The 17,447-nt window shown below is 66.9% G+C and carries 17 protein-coding genes and 1 pseudogene; 13 read left to right on the top strand and 5 right to left on the bottom strand.

Annotation, left to right across the window (positions count from 1 at the left end):
* Nucleotides 1–80 precede the first annotated feature (80 nt).
* Both ACKAE7_RS14850 and ACKAE7_RS14845 read right to left on the bottom strand, forming a co-directional pair.
* On the bottom strand, nucleotides 81–1,121 hold the full coding sequence (locus ACKAE7_RS14850; protein WP_188813420.1) for a hemolysin family protein: 1,041 nt from the start codon (nucleotides 1,119–1,121) through the stop codon (nucleotides 81–83).
* Nucleotides 1,114–2,475: a hemolysin family protein gene (locus ACKAE7_RS14845; RefSeq protein ID WP_188813422.1), complete on the bottom strand. Its 1,362-nt coding sequence runs from the start codon at nucleotides 2,473–2,475 to the stop codon at nucleotides 1,114–1,116. The genes ACKAE7_RS14850 and ACKAE7_RS14845 overlap by 8 nt, the downstream gene beginning before the upstream one ends.
* A 339-nt stretch (nucleotides 2,476–2,814) precedes the next feature.
* Here ACKAE7_RS14845 and ACKAE7_RS14840 point away from each other — a divergent pair, with 339 nt between their 5' ends.
* Complete coding sequence (locus ACKAE7_RS14840; protein ID WP_188726999.1) at nucleotides 2,815–3,039, top strand: hypothetical protein; 225 nt, start codon at nucleotides 2,815–2,817, stop codon at nucleotides 3,037–3,039.
* Nucleotides 3,040–3,185: 146 nt separating this feature from the next.
* On the top strand, nucleotides 3,186–3,449 hold the full coding sequence (locus ACKAE7_RS14835) for a GlsB/YeaQ/YmgE family stress response membrane protein (RefSeq protein ID WP_188813424.1): 264 nt from the start codon (nucleotides 3,186–3,188) through the stop codon (nucleotides 3,447–3,449).
* A gap of 103 nt (nucleotides 3,450–3,552) precedes the next feature.
* On the opposite strand, the gene nhaA is transcribed toward ACKAE7_RS14835, so the two are convergent.
* Nucleotides 3,553–4,905 (bottom strand): Na+/H+ antiporter NhaA, encoded by a 1,353-nt coding sequence (nhaA, locus tag ACKAE7_RS14830; RefSeq protein ID WP_188813426.1) that lies wholly within the window; start codon nucleotides 4,903–4,905, stop codon nucleotides 3,553–3,555.
* Nucleotides 4,906–5,129: 224 nt separating this feature from the next.
* Here nhaA and ACKAE7_RS14825 point away from each other — a divergent pair, with 224 nt between their 5' ends.
* From ACKAE7_RS14825 to ACKAE7_RS14815, 3 genes are all read left to right on the top strand, one after another.
* Nucleotides 5,130–5,906, top strand: a complete 777-nt coding sequence (locus ACKAE7_RS14825; protein ID WP_408979581.1) for a hypothetical protein — start codon at nucleotides 5,130–5,132, stop codon at nucleotides 5,904–5,906.
* 24 nt (nucleotides 5,907–5,930) lie between these two features.
* Complete coding sequence (locus tag ACKAE7_RS14820; protein ID WP_408979580.1) at nucleotides 5,931–6,626, top strand: class F sortase; 696 nt, start codon at nucleotides 5,931–5,933, stop codon at nucleotides 6,624–6,626.
* Nucleotides 6,627–6,727: 101 nt separating this feature from the next.
* The gene (locus ACKAE7_RS14815) at nucleotides 6,728–7,375 is read left to right on the top strand and encodes a hypothetical protein (protein WP_408979579.1); all 648 of its coding nucleotides are present in this window, start codon (nucleotides 6,728–6,730) and stop codon (nucleotides 7,373–7,375) included.
* A gap of 6 nt (nucleotides 7,376–7,381) precedes the next feature.
* Here ACKAE7_RS14815 and ACKAE7_RS14810 read toward each other — a convergent pair whose 3' ends face one another.
* Entirely contained in the window at nucleotides 7,382–8,053 is a 672-nt protein-coding gene (locus ACKAE7_RS14810; RefSeq protein WP_190613270.1) for an ANTAR domain-containing protein, read from the bottom strand.
* Between the two features lie 287 nt (nucleotides 8,054–8,340).
* On the opposite strand from ACKAE7_RS14810, the gene ACKAE7_RS14805 reads away from it, so the two are divergent.
* The 4 genes from ACKAE7_RS14805 to ACKAE7_RS14790 all read left to right on the top strand — a co-directional run bounded on the left by ACKAE7_RS14805 (nucleotide 8,341) and on the right by ACKAE7_RS14790 (nucleotide 12,131).
* Entirely contained in the window at nucleotides 8,341–8,676 is a 336-nt protein-coding gene (locus ACKAE7_RS14805) for a heavy-metal-associated domain-containing protein (protein WP_408979578.1), read from the top strand.
* Nucleotides 8,677–8,730: 54 nt separating this feature from the next.
* Nucleotides 8,731–10,860, top strand: a complete 2,130-nt coding sequence (locus ACKAE7_RS14800) for a heavy metal translocating P-type ATPase (RefSeq protein WP_408979577.1) — start codon at nucleotides 8,731–8,733, stop codon at nucleotides 10,858–10,860.
* Nucleotides 10,861–10,951: 91 nt separating this feature from the next.
* Entirely contained in the window at nucleotides 10,952–11,437 is a 486-nt protein-coding gene (locus ACKAE7_RS14795) for a hypothetical protein (RefSeq protein WP_408979576.1), read from the top strand.
* Between the two features lie 73 nt (nucleotides 11,438–11,510).
* Nucleotides 11,511–12,131, top strand: a complete 621-nt coding sequence (locus ACKAE7_RS14790; RefSeq protein ID WP_408979575.1) for a DUF305 domain-containing protein — start codon at nucleotides 11,511–11,513, stop codon at nucleotides 12,129–12,131.
* A gap of 161 nt (nucleotides 12,132–12,292) precedes the next feature.
* Here the strand turns inward: ACKAE7_RS14790 and ACKAE7_RS14785 are convergent, their stop codons facing one another.
* The gene (locus tag ACKAE7_RS14785; protein WP_408979574.1) at nucleotides 12,293–13,552 is read right to left on the bottom strand and encodes an FAD-dependent oxidoreductase; all 1,260 of its coding nucleotides are present in this window, start codon (nucleotides 13,550–13,552) and stop codon (nucleotides 12,293–12,295) included.
* A 269-nt stretch (nucleotides 13,553–13,821) separates the two neighbouring features.
* Between ACKAE7_RS14785 and ACKAE7_RS14780 the strand changes: the two genes are divergently transcribed.
* The 4 genes and pseudogenes from ACKAE7_RS14780 to ACKAE7_RS14765 all read left to right on the top strand — a co-directional run.
* Nucleotides 13,822–14,460, top strand: coding sequence for a low molecular weight phosphatase family protein (locus ACKAE7_RS14780; RefSeq protein WP_188813451.1), 639 nt, complete (start codon nucleotides 13,822–13,824; stop codon nucleotides 14,458–14,460).
* A 99-nt stretch (nucleotides 14,461–14,559) separates the two neighbouring features.
* The gene (locus tag ACKAE7_RS14775) at nucleotides 14,560–15,714 is read left to right on the top strand and encodes an LCP family protein (protein ID WP_191035548.1); all 1,155 of its coding nucleotides are present in this window, start codon (nucleotides 14,560–14,562) and stop codon (nucleotides 15,712–15,714) included.
* A gap of 180 nt (nucleotides 15,715–15,894) precedes the next feature.
* A complete protein-coding gene (locus tag ACKAE7_RS14770; protein ID WP_408979573.1) occupies nucleotides 15,895–16,950 on the top strand; it encodes an LCP family protein in 1,056 nt (351 codons plus the stop codon).
* A gap of 196 nt (nucleotides 16,951–17,146) precedes the next feature.
* Nucleotides 17,147–17,447: pseudogene (locus ACKAE7_RS14765) on the top strand (alkaline phosphatase); the annotation flags it as partial.

Below are 17,447 nucleotides of genomic sequence, written 5' to 3'. Positions count from 1 at the left end.
CGTGGCGGAGCGGCGCCTTCGTGGCTGTGGTGCAGGGGCCGTGGTGCAGGGGCCGTGGAGCCTTGGCTGCAGCCGGCGTGTCAGGCGCTGGTGGCGTCCTGGACCTCGCCTACCAGTTCCTCGATGATGTCCTCCAGGAAGAGGACACCGGTGGTGTTGCCCTTCGCGTCGAACACCCGCGCAACGTGCGCGCCGGTGCGGCGCATCGTGGCCAGTGCGTCCTCAAGCTCGCTGCCGCTGTAGGCGGAGGCAAGGCGGCGGATCCGCTTGCCCGGCACCCGCTGGGTGAACTTCTCCTGCGTGGTCAGGTCCATGACGTCCTTGAGGTGCAGGTACCCGGAGGGCTCGCCGTCGCCATTGGTGAGGATGTACCGGGAGAACCCGTGCCCGGCCACCGCGCGCTGGATGTCAGCCGGCGTGGCGGTCTCAGGCAGCAGCACCATCTCGGAGATGGGCACCTCAACGTCCGCCACGGTCTTGGCCGTGAACTCGAACGCGGCGCTCAGGGTTCCGGTGGTGTCCGTCAGCATGCCGTCGCGGGTGGACTGCTCCACGATGTTAGCCACCTCATCGAGGGTGTAGGCACTGGTGGCCTCGTCCTTGGGTTCCACCTTGAACAGGCGCAGGATGGAGTTCGCGATTCCGTTCAGCGTCCAGATCACCGGCCTGACCACGCGGGAGACCATCACCAGCGGCGGGGCCAGGATGAGGGCCGCCCGGGTTGGAACGGAGAAAGAGATGTTCTTGGGGACCATCTCCCCCAGCACCACGTGCAGGAAGGTGACCAGCAGCAGCGCCGTAATGAAGGCAATAATGCTGATCGCCTCGTAGGAGAGGGACGTGAGGCCCAGCGGAATTTCCAGCAGGTGGTGGATGGCAGGTTCGGAAACATTCAGGATCACCAGGGAACAGACCGTGATGCCCAACTGGCTGGTAGCCAGCATCAGCGTGGCATGCTCCATGGCCCACAGCGTGGTTTTTGCAGCTTTGCTGCCGGCCTCAGCCTTCGGCTCAATCTGCGAGCGGCGGGCCGAAATGACGGCGAACTCCGCACCGACGAAGAAGGCGTTGACCACCAGGAGCACCACCAGCCAGATGATGCCGGGAAGATATTCACTCATGGGTCAGCTCCTGCGTCAGGCCATCGATAATGCGGTCATGCGCACTCTTGGGTGCGTCCTCCGAAGCGTCAGGGGTGAAGCGGATCCGCTCCACATGCGTACCCAGGACGCGCTCCACCCGGAGCGTGCCGCCGTCGATCCCTACTTCATCGCCCAACTCAGGGATACGGTCCAGCTGATCCGTGACAAAGCCGGCCAGGGTGTCGTACTCCTCGCCGTCGGGCACGGTGATGCCCGTCCGGTCCAGGAGTTCGTCGGGCCGCAGGGACGCGTCAAAGGTGATGGACCGCCCTGTCCGGACCACGCCGGTGCGGGCACGGTCATGTTCGTCTTCGAGCTCGCCGACGATCTCCTCCACCAGGTCCTCCAGCGTCACGATGCCGGCGGTGCCGCCGTGCTCATCGGAGACGATGGCCACCTGCAGGCCCTGCTTCCGCAGCAGGACCAGGAGGGTATCCACGCCCATGGACTCAGGCACCCGCAACGGCTCAATCATCAGCTCCGAGGCCAGTACCCGTGAGCGGTCGGCCAGGTCCACGGCGAAGGCCTGCTTCACGTGGAGCACGCCCTGCACGTCGTCACGGTCCTCCCCAATGACGGGGAAGCGGGAGTAGCCGGTGGTGGTGGCAAGCGCCACGATGTCTTCGGCCGTGTCATCGGCGTTGACTGCCGTCATGCGCACGCGGGGAGTCATGACGTCCGCGGCGGAGTGCTCCGAGAACCGGAGGGTCCGGTGCAGCAGAACCGCATGGTCAGCGTCCAGGAGGCCCTCAAGGGCTGACCGGCGGACCAGCGAGCTGAGTTCCTCGGCGCTGCGGGCGCCGGAGAGTTCTTCCTTCGGCTCGATGCCGAAGGACCGGATGATCTTGTTGGCAGTGTTGTTGAACAGCAGGATCACGGGCTTGAACACGGCGGTGAAGAGAGCCTGGAACGGGACCACGAACTTGGCCGTGGCCAGGGGCAGCGCCAGGGCGAAGTTCTTGGGCACCAGCTCGCCGATCACCATGGAAAAGACAGTGGCGATAAAAATGCCCACGACAGCGCCGATGCCAGGCACAACAGCCTCTGGAAGTCCGGTCGAGAGCAGGGGCCCGCGCAGCATCGAGCTGATCGCCGGTTCGAACGTGTAACCCGTGAGCAGCGTTGTCAGGGTGATCCCCAGCTGCGCACTTGAGAGGTGGGTCGAGGTGATCTTCAGCGCCTTGATGGTGGGCTTGAGGCGCTTTTCCCCGCGGGCCTGGCGGGCTTCGAGGTCATTGCGGTCCAGGTTGACCAGCGCGAACTCGGAAGCAACAAAAAAACCGGTACCGACCGTCAGGACGAGGCCGATACCGAGCATGATCCATTCATACATTCAGGCGCCCCTCTCCCGTGGTGGCCGGCGAACCGGTCAGAAGGCGGAGGGGCTTGGGCATATGTGAAGGAGGGTCATCCATAATGCATTCCATCTTACCGGCACGGTCCCCGCCGGACCGGGCATGTACGCCCACAGCAGAGACGCAAAAGAGTCCTGCGGCCGTTCCGCGTCGGCACAGGCAAGCCAGCACGAGTGCAATCCCGCAGTTCAGCAGTTCCTCGGGGCCGCTCCGCAAACCTCCCGCATAGTCACAGAAAAAACACCGCATTGAAACATTTCAGCAACCTGGCCACGGCATGCTGTCTCTTACGGGGACACAACAGCAGGAGGCGCATCATGGAGGCACAGGGAGTTCTCACCGGCCAGCTCAGGGTCGGCGACCAGATCGAGGCATGGCACAACGGCAAACTTTTCCACCGGGGGCGGGTGATGGACGTCGTCCCGGCCCTGGAACTGTTCTGGATCCTGGACGCGCGGACCGGCACGCGGAAGCTGCTGGACCCGGAGGCGCTGGAAATCCGGCACGTGGAGGAACAGGCCAAGCCGCTGGCCCCGGCTTGATTCCCGCCAGCACGGGGACCATCGCCCTCAGCATCGCCGCCGCGCACAGCAGAAGCGGCCGGAGGTGTACATAGAATGAATCCATTGCGGCACCGCTGCGGCAGTACGGGCGCCATCCGCCCGCAACCACCACTAAGGAGCACACCGTGATTGGATTCATCGTTGCCGGCCTGATCATTGGCGCACTTGCCCGCCTGATCAAGCCGGGCAAGCAGAACCTGGGCCTGCTGGCCACCCTCCTGCTGGGCCTCGTTGGCTCGGTCATCGGCGGAGTGGTCGCATCATTGCTGGGCACCGGAGACATCTTCGAGCTGAACTTCGTGGGCTTCATCGTGGCTGTCATCGCCGCGGTGCTGCTGGTGGGAACAGCTGAGGCTGTTGTGGGACGCAGGAACTCAGTGCGCCGCTAGGCGCGCTGTCTGCGGCTTAACCAAACGCGGGGCCGCTCCGCACCCATCCGATGATTCGGGAGGGTGCGGAGCGGGCCCCGCGTTGCTGTTGGTGGAGGTGGTGTCAGGTCCGGTCCTGGTACACGTCCGGGATGCCGTCCTGGTCCGCGTCCACTTTCTCCCGCTCTTCCTCTGCGCGGTACTGCCGGTTCCTTGTAGTCAGTACCGCCGCGGCCAGCAGCGCCGCGAGCACTGACGCGGCCAGGATGCCTACCTTGGCGTGGTCATCGTGCAGGCTCCCCTGCCCGAAGCTGAGCTCGGCCACCAGCAGTGACACCGTGAACCCGATGCCGGCCAGGAGGGCCACGCCAAAGACGTCGATCCATTTGAAGGACTTGTCCAGCTCCGCCCGGGTGACCTTGGTCAGCAGCCAGGTGACACCCAGGATGCCGATCGGCTTGCCCACCACCAGGCCCACGATGATGCCCAGCGCAACCGGGTCCGCAAGGGCCGAACCCAGCCCCTCCCAGCCGCCAACGGCCACGCCGGCGGAGAAGAACGCGAAGATGGGAACCGCCACGCCCGCAGAGATGGGCCGGAAGCGGTGTTCGAAGATTTCCGCCAGGCCGGGCCCGGCGTCCGGACCGCCTGCGGCCTGGGAGCGCAGGACGGGGACGGCGAAGCCCAGCAGCACGCCGGCCACGGTGGCGTGGATGCCGGACGCGTGGACAAGGGCCCAGGTGATCACGCCAAGCGGCAGCAGGATGACCCAGGCTGCGGAGGCTTTCATCCCGAAGAAGTGGCGGTATTTGTGCGCCAGGAAGGCGTAGAGGGCCAGTGGGATGAGGGAAAGGAGCAGCGGCGTGACGTCCAGGTCGCTCGTGTAGAAGAACGCGATGATGCTGATCGCAATCAGGTCATCCACCACGGCCAGGGTCAGCAGGAAAATCCGCAGGGCGCTGGGAAGGTGGGAGCCGATGATGGCCAGGACCGCCACCGCGAACGCGATGTCCGTGGCCGTGGGGATGGCCCAACCGCGCAGGGTCTCGGGGCTGGTGAGGTTGATGACAACGTAAATCAGGGCCGGTACCACCACGCCGCCCACGGCGGCTGCAACAGGCACGATCGATTTGCTGATCTGGCGCAGGTCCCCTGCCACGAACTCGCGTTTCAGTTCCAGGCCCACCAGGAAGAAGAAAATGGCCAGCAGCCCGTCCGCCGCCCACGCACCGAGGCTGAGCTCAAGGTGCCAGGGCTCGTAACCGAACTTGAAGTCCCGGAGGGCAAAGTAGCTGTCCGACGCCGGCGAGTTGGCCCAGATGAGGGCGATGACCGCAGCTGCCACCAGCAGGGCACCGCCGACCGTCTCCTTGCGGAGAATCTCCCCGATCCGGAGCGCCTCGGCGTAACTGCCCCTGGAAAGAACGGTGGATTTCCCCTGCCCGGGCGGGGGTGTTGAGGGCGTGGTCTGGTTCATGGAGTCTCCTGGCATTTGGGGTCTACAAGACTATGCCGACCAGACTTCCCGGCGCACCTTCCGTCCATCCTACAGGGGGCGATTCCCTCGAGTTTCGTTATTGCTGCCACCAATGGCCTGTGTCCCAGTTCACTTTTTTCCCATCCGTAACAGCAGTGGCAGCGAATCACTCTTGTCGCTCAACTGGGACGACACCGTTACTTGTATGAGGAGACTGCTTTCCGATGAACAAGACACTCCGCTTCCTTGCCGTACCTACCCTGGCTTTGGGCGCCCTTGCGCTTTCAGGCGCCCCCGCCATGGCCCACGACGGGGCCGACCACTACCAGTCCACCCTGGGCCAGATCAACGGCAGCTCGGCCTCCGGCACCATCACCGTTGATGTCACGGGCAACCAGGCCCACGCCGTCCTCAAGGTCTCAGGCCTGGCCGCGACGTTCATGGACGCCCCCTACCCCCACGTCCAGCACATCCACGGCGGCGCCCAGGGTGTCTGCCCGGCACCCTCCGCCGACAAGGACGGTGACCAGGTTGTCTCCACCACCGAAGGCGCACCGGGCTACGGCGGCATCGTCACCACCCTGTCCACCAGCGGCGATACCAGCCCTGCCGCCGGGCTTGACCTCAAGGTGGCCGGCCAGGGCGCAAGCTACACTGTGGACCGCACCTTCGAGCTGAACGCTGAAACCAAGGCCGCCCTGGAAGCAGGAACCGCCGTGGTTGTGGTCCACGGCCTTGACCCGGCAACGTTGAGCCCGGCCGGCCAGGCAGCCAAGAGCGATCTTGTTCCCGAGCTTCCGCTGGCGGCCACCTCCCCCGCCCTGTGCGGAACCCTGGCCGCCGGACAGATGAAGATGCCGGCAGGCGGTGCCGACACCGGCATTGCCCAGGAAACCGGCACCGACACTGGCGCCCTGGCTCTCGGTGGCGGCCTGGCCCTGGCCGCTCTCGCCGGCGGCGCTTACGTTGTTCGCCGCCGCAGCGCCGGATCCGTGGCCTAAGCCTGGGCTGACTGGATCATCACTGTGACAACCCTGAACTCCGGCCGCTGCGGGGGCCCCTGGGCCACCACGGCGGCCGGGCTTCTGCTCCTGCTGGCTTTGGGCGGCTGCGGCACCGCAGATTCCGGAGCGCCCGACGCCGGTGCCCCAGCTTCCGCTTCCGCTTCCGGCGCACCTTCCGCGACCCCCGCCCCGCCTGCGGCCAGTCCGGCGGCACCAGCCCCGTCCGTTCCGGCGGCTGCCGCTTCAGAATTGGCAGTCCTGTCCCGGTCCGAGCCGGTGGTCCTGGAAATTCCCGCCATCGGCGTGCGGACCGATCTGCTCAAGCTGGGCCTGAGGGAGAACGGCTCGCTTGAGGTACCGCAGGACTCCGGAAGCGGCGCTCCGGCCAGCTGGTACAACGGTTCGCCAACCCCCGGCGAACGTGGACCGTCCGTCATGCTGGGCCACGTCAATTCTCCCAGCGGCCGTGGCGGTGTGTTCGCGGACCTCCGCAAGCTCACCCCGGGAGCCGAGATCCACGTCTCGCGAACCGACGGCAGCACCGCCGTGTTCACCGTTGACCGCGGAGCCCTCTACAGCAAGAACGACTTCCCCACTCTGGAGGTCTACGGAAACACGGCAGGGTCCGAACTCCGGCTGATCACCTGCGACGGTTACGACCCCGCCACAGGGCTCTTCGATGACAACTACGTCATCTACGCCAAGCTCAACGCCTGACCTGCTTCCCGCCAACGCCCCATCGCACCAACGCCTAATCCCTCAGTAACCGAACAAACGGCCGCGAACCCGCACAGGGGTGCGGCCAGGACGGACGAGTCATGACCCACCGCACCCCGCTGCTTGCTTCGCTTGCTGTCTCAGCCCTGCTGCTCTCCGGCTGCGCTGCTGCGGCGGGGTCCGTGGGAGCGGCCCAGGCGCCGTCGTCGAACGCTTCCGCCCCGGCAGCGCCCGCTGCCGCAGCGCCTTCGATGCAGGGCGGCCACGCGGGACACCACGGCGGCGGCTCCCCCTCCCCGCGCTCTGCCGTCAGTGAACCCAGCGAAGCAGCGAAGATGGTGTGCGGTGATCAGCCGATGGACAGGCTGACGGCGATCCTGGACCTGGAGCAGGATCCGCACACCGTCAACAGCTGGGCGGACAGCACCTTCACGTGCACGTACCACCTGGACGAGGGTGCCCTTGAAATTTCCGTCCGGGAAGCATCGGACAAGGCGGCGGCACTGACGTACTTTGACGCCATGCAAGCGCTGGCGGTGGACGCGACGCCGATCGAAGGGCTCGCCAGCCTCGGCTTTCCCGCCTATGAAACCGCGGACGGATCGGCAGTGTTCCAGAAGGACAGCTTTGTGCTGCAGGTTGACGCCTCCGGCCTGCCGGAGGCCATGGGTCCGGATGACATCAGCCGCAATGCGCTGGCCTACCAGTTGTCCACCACCATTCTGGCGTGCTGGGTGGAGCACCACTAACTGACCCTAGACAGCCCGCTTCCGTTGCGCCGCATTCCCCCGGCCTTCCATCTCAATGGCCTTCACCGCCGCCTGCAGGTACTTGCGCGACTCCGCCGAGTTGGCCAGCTGCACCAGCTCGGCGGCCACCACAACGAGCTTGACGTTGCGGTGGCTGCTGGTACTCACGAGCATCTGGAAAGCGTCCTCCGAGCCCATGTTCAGCTGGCCCATGAGGATGCCGCGGGCCTGGTCTATGACGGTCCGGGTGGACGTGGCTCCAATAACGGCGTCACGGGCGGTCTGCTCGGTTTCACGTTGAAGCGTTGAAGTGAGGTCGATCATGACGCCTTCAAGGGCGGAGACCCTCCCGCCCTCCACAAGGGCGTCACCGGTTGTCAGGACCCGCCGGGTCCGGCCCTGCGCATCGATGATGCGGTGGTACATGCAGAAATAGCCGCCGGTCCGGACAACCTGCGCCACAATTTCCTCGCATTTGGGCCTGTCCTCCGGATGCTTGTGGGAGAAGAGCAGCTCCAAGGTGGGGACAACCTCGCCCCGCCGGTAGCCGTGCAGCTGGAACATGGCGTCCGACCAGTGCAGCTTTCCCGTGGCCACGTCCGCGTGGAACGTCCCGGCAACGCACTGGTTGTCCCCCAGCGCGCTGGAATAGGTATAAGGGCCGGTCAGCTCTGACACAGGGCCACCTCCATGTAGCGTCCAACACGTCCCCGGCCGTTGGCACAGTCCGCACTTAATCCATTATGGCCGGGCAAGGCCCCCGGGCGTAAGGACTATGGCCACTACCAAGGCGCCGGTACCCTCCGGGCGGCTCCGGCCTTGACGGACATACCCCCTAGGGGTATATTCGAGGTGTTGTCAGTGAAGTGGTATGTCCAGGCCGGTGCCCCGCGCCGCCGTCACAGCCGTTCAACCCCAGCACCTGCCCAGCAAGGAATCGTCCTTCACCAAGGAATGGAACTGACATGTTTGATAGTGAGAACCGCCCCGAGCTCCCCCTGGCCTCCAGCGCCGGCTGCAGCTGCTGCTCCCCCGCAGGCCACGCGCAGAAGGCGCCGGCCACCGTCGTGATTTCCGACGCCGCTGCCCCCTCCCAGCGGATCTTCGCCGTCGAGGGCCTCACCTGCGGGCACTGCGTCCAGACGGTGGAGAAGGCCGTCTCCGCCCTTGATGGCGTCGAGGCGGCGTCCGTGGACCTGGTAGCAGGCGGCCGTTCCGGCCTGGCCGTTGCCGGCTCCGTTTCAGACGCGGCGGTCCGCCAGGCCGTCACCTCAGCCGGGTACTCCCTGGCCTCCAACTGATTTCCGCGCCGGGGCTTGCTGCCCCGGGTTGCGGCGCCCTCCAAGGAGGAACCGATGCAGGACCACCAGCACCACCACGACGACGACCGCCCCTCACGCGGCACCCTCACCGAACCGGCGGCTGCTTCAGGCAGCGGGCACGATGGCCACGGCCACGCCGCGCGCCATGACGACGACCATGCCGTCCACACGCACGGGCAGCACGCCGGACACAGCACCGCCATGTTCAAGAACAGGTTCTGGCTGACGCTGGCCCTGTCCATCCCCGTGATCTATTTCAGCCCCATGGTGGGGCACCTCCTGGGCTACATGGCCCCCATGTTCCCCGGGTCAACCTGGATCCCGCCCGTCCTGGGCACGGTGATCTTCCTCTACGGCGGCCAGCCATTCCTCAAGGGCGGCCTGCACGAGCTGAAGGACCGCCGGCCGGGCATGATGCTGCTGATCGCCATGGCCATCACCGTTGCCTTCGCCGCATCCTGGGTCACCAGCCTGGGGCTGGGCGGCTTCGACCTGGACTTCTGGTGGGAGCTCGCGCTGCTGGTTGCCATCATGCTTTTGGGCCATTGGATCGAGATGCGGGCCCTGGGTTCGGCGCAGGGAGCCCTGGATGCCCTCGCCGCGCTGCTGCCAGATGAAGCCGAACGCATCACGGACACCGGCACCGAAACTGTTCCCGTCTCAGAACTCCAGCAAGGCGACCTGGTCCTGGTCCGTTCCGGCGCCCGGATGCCTGCGGACGGAACGGTGGTGGAGGGGCAGGCGGAAGTCGACGAGTCGATGATCACCGGCGAATCCAAAACCGTGCCGCGCGGCCCGGGCGACACCGTGGTGGCCGGAACCGTCGCCACGGACACCAGCGTCCGCGTCCGGGTGACGGCCGTGGGCGACGACACCGCCCTGGCCGGCATCCAGCGGCTGGTGGCCGAGGCACAGTCGTCCTCCTCCCGGGCCCAGGCCCTGGCCGACCGCGCCGCAGCTTTCCTGTTTTACTTTGCCGCCGGCGCGGGTGTCCTCACCTTCATCGCCTGGACCCTGCTGGGCAGCATCCCGGAGGCCGTCACCCGCACCGTGACCGTCCTGGTCATCGCCTGCCCCCACGCCCTGGGCCTGGCCATCCCGCTGGTCATCGCCATCTCCACCGAGCAGGCCGCCCGGGCCGGGGTGCTGATCAAGAACCGGATGGCGCTGGAGCGCATGCGCACCATCGACGTGGTCCTCTTCGACAAGACCGGCACGCTCACCACGGGCGCGCCCGAACTGAAGGATGTGGCCGCCGTCGAGGGAGTGGACGCTGATGAGCTGCTGGCCCTGGCCGCCGCTGTTGAGTCGGACAGCGAGCACCCGGTGGCACGTGCCATCGTCCGCGCGGCCCGGGAACGCAACCTCACCCTTCCTGCCGCCACCGGATCCACCTCACTGACCGGCCGCGGCGTCAAAGCCAGCGTGGACGGACGCACCGTGCACGTGGGCGGGCCCGCGCTCCTGCGCGAGCTCGGCGCCGTCGAACCTTCCGCGCTGGCGCAGTCCACCCGGGCGTGGATGGACCGCGGCGCTGCCGTCCTGCATGTCATTGACGACGACGGCCGCGTGCTGGGGGCGGTCAGCCTTGAGGACGCGGTGCGGGCTGAGTCGCGCCAGGCCGTGGCGGCCCTGCAGAACCGCGGGGTCAAGGTGGGCATGATCACCGGCGACGCCCGGCAGGTGGCCCAGGCCGTGGCCGAGGACCTGAACATTGACGAGGTGTTCGCCGAAGTGCTGCCCGCGGACAAGGACAAGAAGGTTGCGGAACTGCAGGCGCGCGGCCTGAAGGTGGCCATGGTGGGCGACGGCGTCAACGATTCGCCGGCGCTGGCCCGCGCCGAGGTGGGCATCGCCATCGGGGCCGGCACCGACGTGGCCATGGAGTCCGCAGGGGTGGTGCTGGCCGGAAATGATCCGCGCGCGGTGCTCTCCATGGTGGACCTCTCCCGGGCGAGCTACCGCAAGATGTGGCAGAACCTGGTGTGGGCCACCGGCTACAACGTCCTGGCCGTGCCGCTGGCCGCCGGTGTCCTGGCGTTCGCCGGGGTGGTGCTCTCGCCGGCTGCCGGAGCCGTCCTGATGTCCGTGTCCACCATTGTGGTGGCCCTGAACGCCCAGCTGCTGCGGCGGGTGAAACTCAACCCGTCCGAGGTACGTTGAAGGTACTGAACCCGGTCCGTTCCATCCCAGTCTGATTCAATCCAGTCCAGTCCAGCCTGATCCAATCCAGTCCCGCGAAGGAGGAACCAGCATGACCGCACGCGCCAGTGTCCTGCCGGCAGCCCTCCTCCGCGCGGGGCTGCTGGCTGTGGTTATGGCCGTCGTGGCCGGAATCTTCGGCATGCACGTCATGACCGCGGACCATTCCTCGCACGCGGCCCACGCGGACGTCGCCCTCGCTGCCGGGGACTCCGCCGTCGGGCAATCTCCCGGTGGGCACTCCGCGGCGGAACACGCCGCCGTCGGACATTCCCATGCCGGACACGCAGCGACCCTGACGGATGCGGTAGGCGCGGCCTTCACCGCCTCCGAATCCTGCAGCGCAGGGTGCCCGGATGTGCGGGAAGAAGGCGCGTCCTGCACCCCGCTGGCGAAGACCGGATCGCTCGCGGCCGCCCCGCCCCCGGCAAGCCCCACCGCACTACTTGCACCGGTTTTTGGCACCCACGGGGCCGCCGGTTACTCCTTCGTCCCGCCAAGCAAGACGCCCTGCGATCTGTCCATCAGCCGAACGTAAACGGACTGCGCCGCGTGGCCTCCCACGCCTCCACAGGCCCAGTTCACCTACTTTCCTGAAGGACCATCACACAATGAACAGCAAGATCAAAGCCCTGTCCGTCGCCGCTGCGCTGGCAGCCTCACTTGGCCTGGCCGGGTGCGCCACCGATGCCGGAAGCTCCGGCGGAAGCACCATGCCCATGAACCACGGCAGCTCCGGCCCCGCGTCCAGCATGATGCCCGATGCCAGTGCCGGCCATAACCCGGCGGACATCGCCTTTTCCCAGATGATGATCCCGCACCACGCGCAGGCCGTGGAGATGAGCGACATGATCCTGGCGAAACCGGACATGCCCGCGGACGTCACCGCCCTGGCCACCAAGATCAAGGACGCGCAGGCGCCGGAGATCGAAACCATGACCGGGTGGCTCGAGGACTGGAACGTGCCCGCCATGATGTCGGACCACTCAGGGCACGGCATGACCGGCATGGTCGATTCAGAGGGCATGGAGAAGCTGAAGGACGCCCAGGGAACGGACGCCGTCCGGCTCTTCCTGGAGCACATGATCGGACACCATGAAGGCGCGATCGACATGGCGCAGCAGGAAATCTCCGCCGGCAAGCACCCCGAAAGCATCCAACTGGCCCGCGACATCATCACCGCCCAGGAGGCGGAGATCGCGGAGATGAAGGAGATGCTCGCCGGGCTCTAACCCTCCCCCACGACGCTCTCTCACTAGATGCCCCAAATCGGCCAACGCTCTATCACTTACGGCACCAAATCGGCCAACGCTCTCTCACTTACGGCACCAAATCGATGGACGCTCTATCACTTTCCTCAAGAAAGTGATAGAGCGTCCATCCGGAAACGGCGTTAAGTGAGAGAGCGTTCGCCTGGCCGGCGGCGCCTGGATCCAGGCGCCGCCGGCTTCACATGTTCGGGGCGAATTCCGACGCCGATAAACCGTGCGGTGAGTCGGCGCAGCAGCGGTGAGGCGATCCGGATCAGCACAACCACCCAGCGCGGGGCGAAGCTGTGGCCCGTGGCTGCCCTGGAGATGGCCTTATGCCCGTTGCGCTGGATCAGCTGCATGACTTTCACCGGCATCTCGCGGCGCCGCTGCACGGCCGCGAGCTTCTCCACCGGGGCCGCTCCGGCAGCCAGGTCACCCGAGATGGCGTTGAACAGTGCCACGGCGTCCTGGATGGCGAAGTTCACGCCGACGCCGAACACCGGGGACATGGCGTGGGCGGCATCACCGATCGCCATGAATCCGGGCCGGTACCAGCGCCGGAGCCGGTTGATCTGGACAGAGAGGAGTTTGACCTGCTCCCAGTCCTGCAGGGTGCCAACCACCGGCTGCAGCACGAGAGCCGCGCGCGTCAGCCGTTCACGGAGCGCGCCCAGCCCTGCAGCCCGGAGTTCGTCGAGTCCCCCTTTCTGGATGGCCATGCCCGACTGGTACCTGTCGCCCCGGTCAAGCGTGAGGACCATCCCGCGGGAGGAGATGTACCCGAGGGTTACGGGCGGCGGCGCGGGCGGTTTGGGAAGGTTGAACCACAGCACGTCGATGGGCACGCCGAACTCATCCGGAACCAGTCCGGCTGCAGAGCGCAGCACGGACGCCCGCCCGTCCGCGGCCACCGTCAGCGTGGCACGGATCTCGCGTCCGCCGTCGGGCGTTGCAACCCGCACGCCCCGCACCTGGTCCTGCTCCATGATCAGTGCGGTGGCCTCCGTATTCATGAGCAGCTCGAACGTGGGGAAGACTGCCGCCTCGCGGGCCAGGAAGTTCAGGAAGTCCCACTGAGGGGCCAGGACCAGGAAGTTGTCGGGGGCCCGGAGGGTGCGGAAGTCGGCCATAGTGATGCGCTGGCCTTCCACAACGGCATCCAAGGTGGGCAGCCGGGTGAGGGGCAGTTGCAGGAATTTCTCCCGCAGCCCGAGCTCGCCGAGGAGGGTCACCGTGGAAGGGTGCACCGTGTCGCCGCGAAAGTCGCGCAGGAAATCCGCGTGCTTCTCCAACACGGTGACTTTCAGGCCGGCGCGCGCGAGCAGGTAGCCGAGCACCATGCCGGCCGGGCCGCCACCGGCAATCACGCAGTCGCGTTCCAGCTGGTCCTGTGGACTCATCGTGCCACTCCTCCGCATCAGTGCCTGCTTCCATGGTGGTCGCAGTGCCGCTGGAATGGTAGTGACGCGCACCGGTTTCAACGCAGAGAGTGAGAGAGCGTCTGGCGAAATGCAGCGGCAAGTGAGAGAGCGTCCAGGGAAAAGCAGCGTCAAGTGAGAGAGCGTCCGGGGAAAAGCGGCGTCAAGTGAGAGAGCGTGCGGGGGTTGCGTGTTAAGTTGAAACGTGCGGGCCGGACGGTCCGCGCACCGGCTGGAAAGAGAAAATCCCCTTGGACACATCCGCACCAGTACGAATCCTCACCGTCTGCACCGGCAACATCTGCCGCTCTCCGGTGGCCGAGAGGCTGCTGCAGGCAGGCCTCAACCAGGCGGTGCCGGGCGGTTTCGTGGTCACCAGCGCCGGGACGCGCGCTATGGTGGGCGAGCCCATGCAGCCCATCTCAGCGGATATTGTGCGCACCTTCGGCGGGGACCCGGACAACTTCGCGGCCCGCCAGCTGACCCCGGCGATCCTGCGCGGCGTGGACCTGGTGCTCACCATGACCACCGGACACCGCGGCGAAGTGCTCCAGCTGGACGCCTCTCTCCTCAAGCGCACCTTCACCATCCGCGAGTTCGCCCGCATGCTCGACGTCCTGGACCAGCGCGCGGCAGCAACTGACGGGGGCGCGCCCCCTGCAGGAACGGCCGACGACGGCGACCGGCTGGCTGCCAACACAGCCTTCTGGAAGAGCCTGGCAGCGAGGGCCGCGGGGGTCCGGCATTTGTCCTTGCCTCCCGATGCAGGGGACAACGACATCATCGACCCCTACCGCCGGTCACCCGAGGTGTACCGGCAGATGGAGGACGAGCTGGCTCCGGCCATCGTCTCCATCCTCCGTCACGCGCGCCTGAACGTTCCCGCCTGAGCCGGCTTCCGCCGTCGTCATTTAACCTGTGGTTTTCTCTGCGGTTTTTCTGCGGATTCCCCCGATGTAATGAATTTTTGCCGATGCTAATTTTCCCAAATGGGCATCCAGCTGCACGATCCAAGCACCCAGCCGGCCGACGCACCCGAGCCGGCCAAACGCGGCAGGCGCCACCGGTTGCGGACCATCCTGCTGGTGCTCCTGGCCGTGGCAATCATCGTTCCTGCCTCCCTCGGGGCCTACCTGTACAGCCTGGGACAGATCTACGAGTCCGAGATCACCACCATCGACTCTCCCTGGCCGGCGGAATCTCTCCGGCCCCAGCGCCAGCAGCCGGGCACGGCCGCGGGAGAAGCAGCACCGGGTGAAGCCGGCGGACCGGCCGGAAGCCAGCCCGGCGGCGGAACGGCGGAGGGCAGCCAAATAGCCATGGCCGACGGCATGCTGAACATCCTGGTGATGGGCAGCGACAGCCGCGGCGCCACCACGGAAGAGGCCCTGTCCGGCGGCAACTCCAACCAGCGCGCCGACACCCTCATGCTGGTCCACGTCCCCGCGGACAGGTCCAAGATCTTCACCGTTTCCCTGATGCGGGACCTGTGGGTGGACATTCCGGGCAACGGCCAGGCCAAGATCAACGCAGCCCTCGCGTACGGCGGCGTCCCGCTGATGGTGCAGACGGTGGAATCCCTGTTCAACCAGCGGATCGACCATGTGGCCATGATCGACTTCGAAGGATTCGTGGGCATGACCGACGCCCTGGGCGGGGTGGAAGTGAACGTCACCCAGCCTTTCGTGTCGCCGCACAGCAGCAAGAAGTACGCCAAGGGGCCCACGGTCCTGGACGGCAAGGGTGCACTGGACTTCGTCCGCGAACGCTACGCCTATGCGGACGGCGACTACCAGCGGGTGCGCAACCAACAGGCCTTCCTGCAGGCGCTGCTGGCCAAGAACCTCAGCCGGGACACGCTCCTCAACCCCGTGAAGATCCACAACGTCATCAGCGCCATGGCACCCTTCGTCAGCGCGGACAGCGGCCTGAACGCCGGAACGCTGGCACGGCTGGGGCTGGAGCTCCGGAACGTCCGGTCCGACGACATGGAGATGTTCACCCTCCCAACGCTCGGGACGGGAACGTCGGCGGACGGCCAGTCCATCGTGATCCCGGACCGCAACGCCATTGCGGGGCTCTCGCGGGCCCTGGCAGATGACAGTTTGGACAAGTTTGTAGCCAGCAGGGGCCTTGCGGGCTGACACTGATCCCACCTACCCACAACGAGGTGAGACATCGTGAGCACGCCTGGCGGTCCTGATTCATCCGGTTCGTCCGGTCCTGGTTCGTCCGGGTCCGGTTCGTCCGGGTCCGGTTCGTCCGGTCCCGGGGGTACCGGCCCAACCGATCCATCCGCGTCCGGTCCACACGGCGGCAGCTGGGTGGCGCACGGCCGCCGGCGCTGGATCGCGGCGCTGCTGGCGCTCGCCCTGGTGGCTGTAGCCGTTGTCGCCGTCATCAGCCTCAACCGTCCCGCCCCCGAGGCCCAGCCCGCCGCAACGCAAAGCGAAGGGCCGTCCCCGTCGCCGTCGGAGACACCGTCCCCCTCGGAAACCCCTTCTGAGGCACCTCCGCCTGCCCCTGCTCCCCCGCCGCCTCCGGAGCCCATTCCGGAACTGCCGCCCGCGCCCATGAACGTGCTGGTCATCGGCAGTGACATACGCGGCAACGCGAAGGACGCGGCGGCACACACGGCAGCAACGGGCGAAGCGATGGACCAGCGCTCGGACGCCCTGATGCTCGTCCACGTCCCGGCCGACCGCAGGACCCTGTACATCGTGTCCATCAACCGGGATACCTGGGTGGACATTCCGGGCTTCGGCGGGGCGAAGATCAACGCCGGCCTGCAGTACGGCGGCATCGACATGACCACCCAGACGGTGCAGCAGCTGTTCGGAATCACCATCGACCACACCCTGATGCTGGACTTTGGCGGCCTCAAGGTCCTGGTGGACGGACTTGGCGGGATCGACGTCAACGTCCCCATTCCCTTCCAGTCAACGCACGACACCGGGCACGTCTTCGGCCCCGGAGTCAACCACCTGAACGGACAGGCGGCGCTCGAGTTTTCCCGCGAGCGGTACGCCTTCGCGGACGGCGACTTCCAGAGGGTCCGCAACCAGCAGATCCTGCTCAAGGCCGTACTGGCCCGGCTGACCACAGGTGGCGGCCTCAATGACGTCAACGCCGTCCGCGGGCTGGTGGACTTCGCTTCCTGCTGCCTCACCGTGAACAAGGGTTTCGACCCGATCCAGGCCGCCATCCTGGCCTACAGCCTGCGGAACCTGGACGCCAACGCCATCGGCACCATGACCCTGCCAACCGCCGGATCCGGGTTCGTGGCCGGCCAGTCCGTGCTGTTTCCGGATTACGGGGCCATCAACGCCGTTGGTGCTGCGCTGCGGGAGGGGCGGATCGGCGAGTTCGCGGTTCCGTAAGGGGTGTTCGGCGCGGCGTCTCTGCGGTCACCCGCGCGATGAGCGGCCCTGCCCCGCAGGAACGGTGCTGGGCAGCACCGCGAATGCGGCCCAGGGCCGTCCATGCCGGAGGGGTGTTCCCGCTGTTCATCACCGAATCACCCCGCATTCACCCGCGGGCCAGCGTCCGTGCGCCCGGCGGCGGCAGCGTGGGGGCATGACTTCCACTTCACCGGCCGGCGTATCGCGCCGCACCATCGTCAAGGGATCCGTCCTCACCGCCGCACTGGCCGCCGTGCCCGCCGCAGCCCAGGCCGGTACCGTCCCGGCTGCCCCGCACAACGCAGGAGGAGTTGCGCTGGTGCGGAACCGGCTCACCCTGCCCAGCGGCTTCGCCACCGGAGACGTCACGTCGGACTCGGCGGTGCTGTGGTCGCGGGCGTCGGGGTCCGGGCGGATGACGGCGATCCTGCGGGCCGTTGACGACGGCGGCGAGGTGTTGCGCGGCCGTCGTCAAC

This window comes from Pseudarthrobacter sp. NKDBFgelt (genome assembly GCF_046097905.1).
GTDB classification, from domain to species: Bacteria; Actinomycetota; Actinomycetes; order Actinomycetales; family Micrococcaceae; genus Arthrobacter; species Arthrobacter polychromogenes.
Note: the sequence above shows the minus strand (reverse complement) of the source record. Positions and strands in the feature narration are given on the sequence as shown.

What these genes read in the sequence shown, in the direction of transcription:
- ACKAE7_RS14845 (WP_188813422.1), bottom strand. Translation starts at nt 2,475, where the DNA reads ATGTATGAATGGATCATGCTCGGTATCGGCCTCGTCCTGACGGTCGGT.
- ACKAE7_RS14825 (WP_408979581.1), top strand. Translation starts at nt 5,130, where the DNA reads ATGAACAAGACACTCCGCTTCCTTGCCGTACCTACCCTGGCTTTGGGC.
- ACKAE7_RS14775 (WP_191035548.1), top strand. Translation starts at nt 14,560, where the DNA reads ATGGGCATCCAGCTGCACGATCCAAGCACCCAGCCGGCCGACGCACCC.
- ACKAE7_RS14790 (WP_408979575.1), top strand. Translation starts at nt 11,511, where the DNA reads ATGAACAGCAAGATCAAAGCCCTGTCCGTCGCCGCTGCGCTGGCAGCC.
- ACKAE7_RS14815 (WP_408979579.1), top strand. Translation starts at nt 6,728, where the DNA reads ATGACCCACCGCACCCCGCTGCTTGCTTCGCTTGCTGTCTCAGCCCTG.
- ACKAE7_RS14850 (WP_188813420.1), bottom strand. Translation starts at nt 1,121, where the DNA reads ATGAGTGAATATCTTCCCGGCATCATCTGGCTGGTGGTGCTCCTGGTG.
- nhaA (WP_188813426.1), bottom strand. Translation starts at nt 4,905, where the DNA reads ATGAACCAGACCACGCCCTCAACACCCCCGCCCGGGCAGGGGAAATCC.
- ACKAE7_RS14785 (WP_408979574.1), bottom strand. Translation starts at nt 13,552, where the DNA reads ATGAGTCCACAGGACCAGCTGGAACGCGACTGCGTGATTGCCGGTGGC.
- ACKAE7_RS14805 (WP_408979578.1), top strand. Translation starts at nt 8,341, where the DNA reads ATGTTTGATAGTGAGAACCGCCCCGAGCTCCCCCTGGCCTCCAGCGCC.
- ACKAE7_RS14795 (WP_408979576.1), top strand. Translation starts at nt 10,952, where the DNA reads ATGACCGCACGCGCCAGTGTCCTGCCGGCAGCCCTCCTCCGCGCGGGG.
- ACKAE7_RS14800 (WP_408979577.1), top strand. Translation starts at nt 8,731, where the DNA reads ATGCAGGACCACCAGCACCACCACGACGACGACCGCCCCTCACGCGGC.
- ACKAE7_RS14840 (WP_188726999.1), top strand. Translation starts at nt 2,815, where the DNA reads ATGGAGGCACAGGGAGTTCTCACCGGCCAGCTCAGGGTCGGCGACCAG.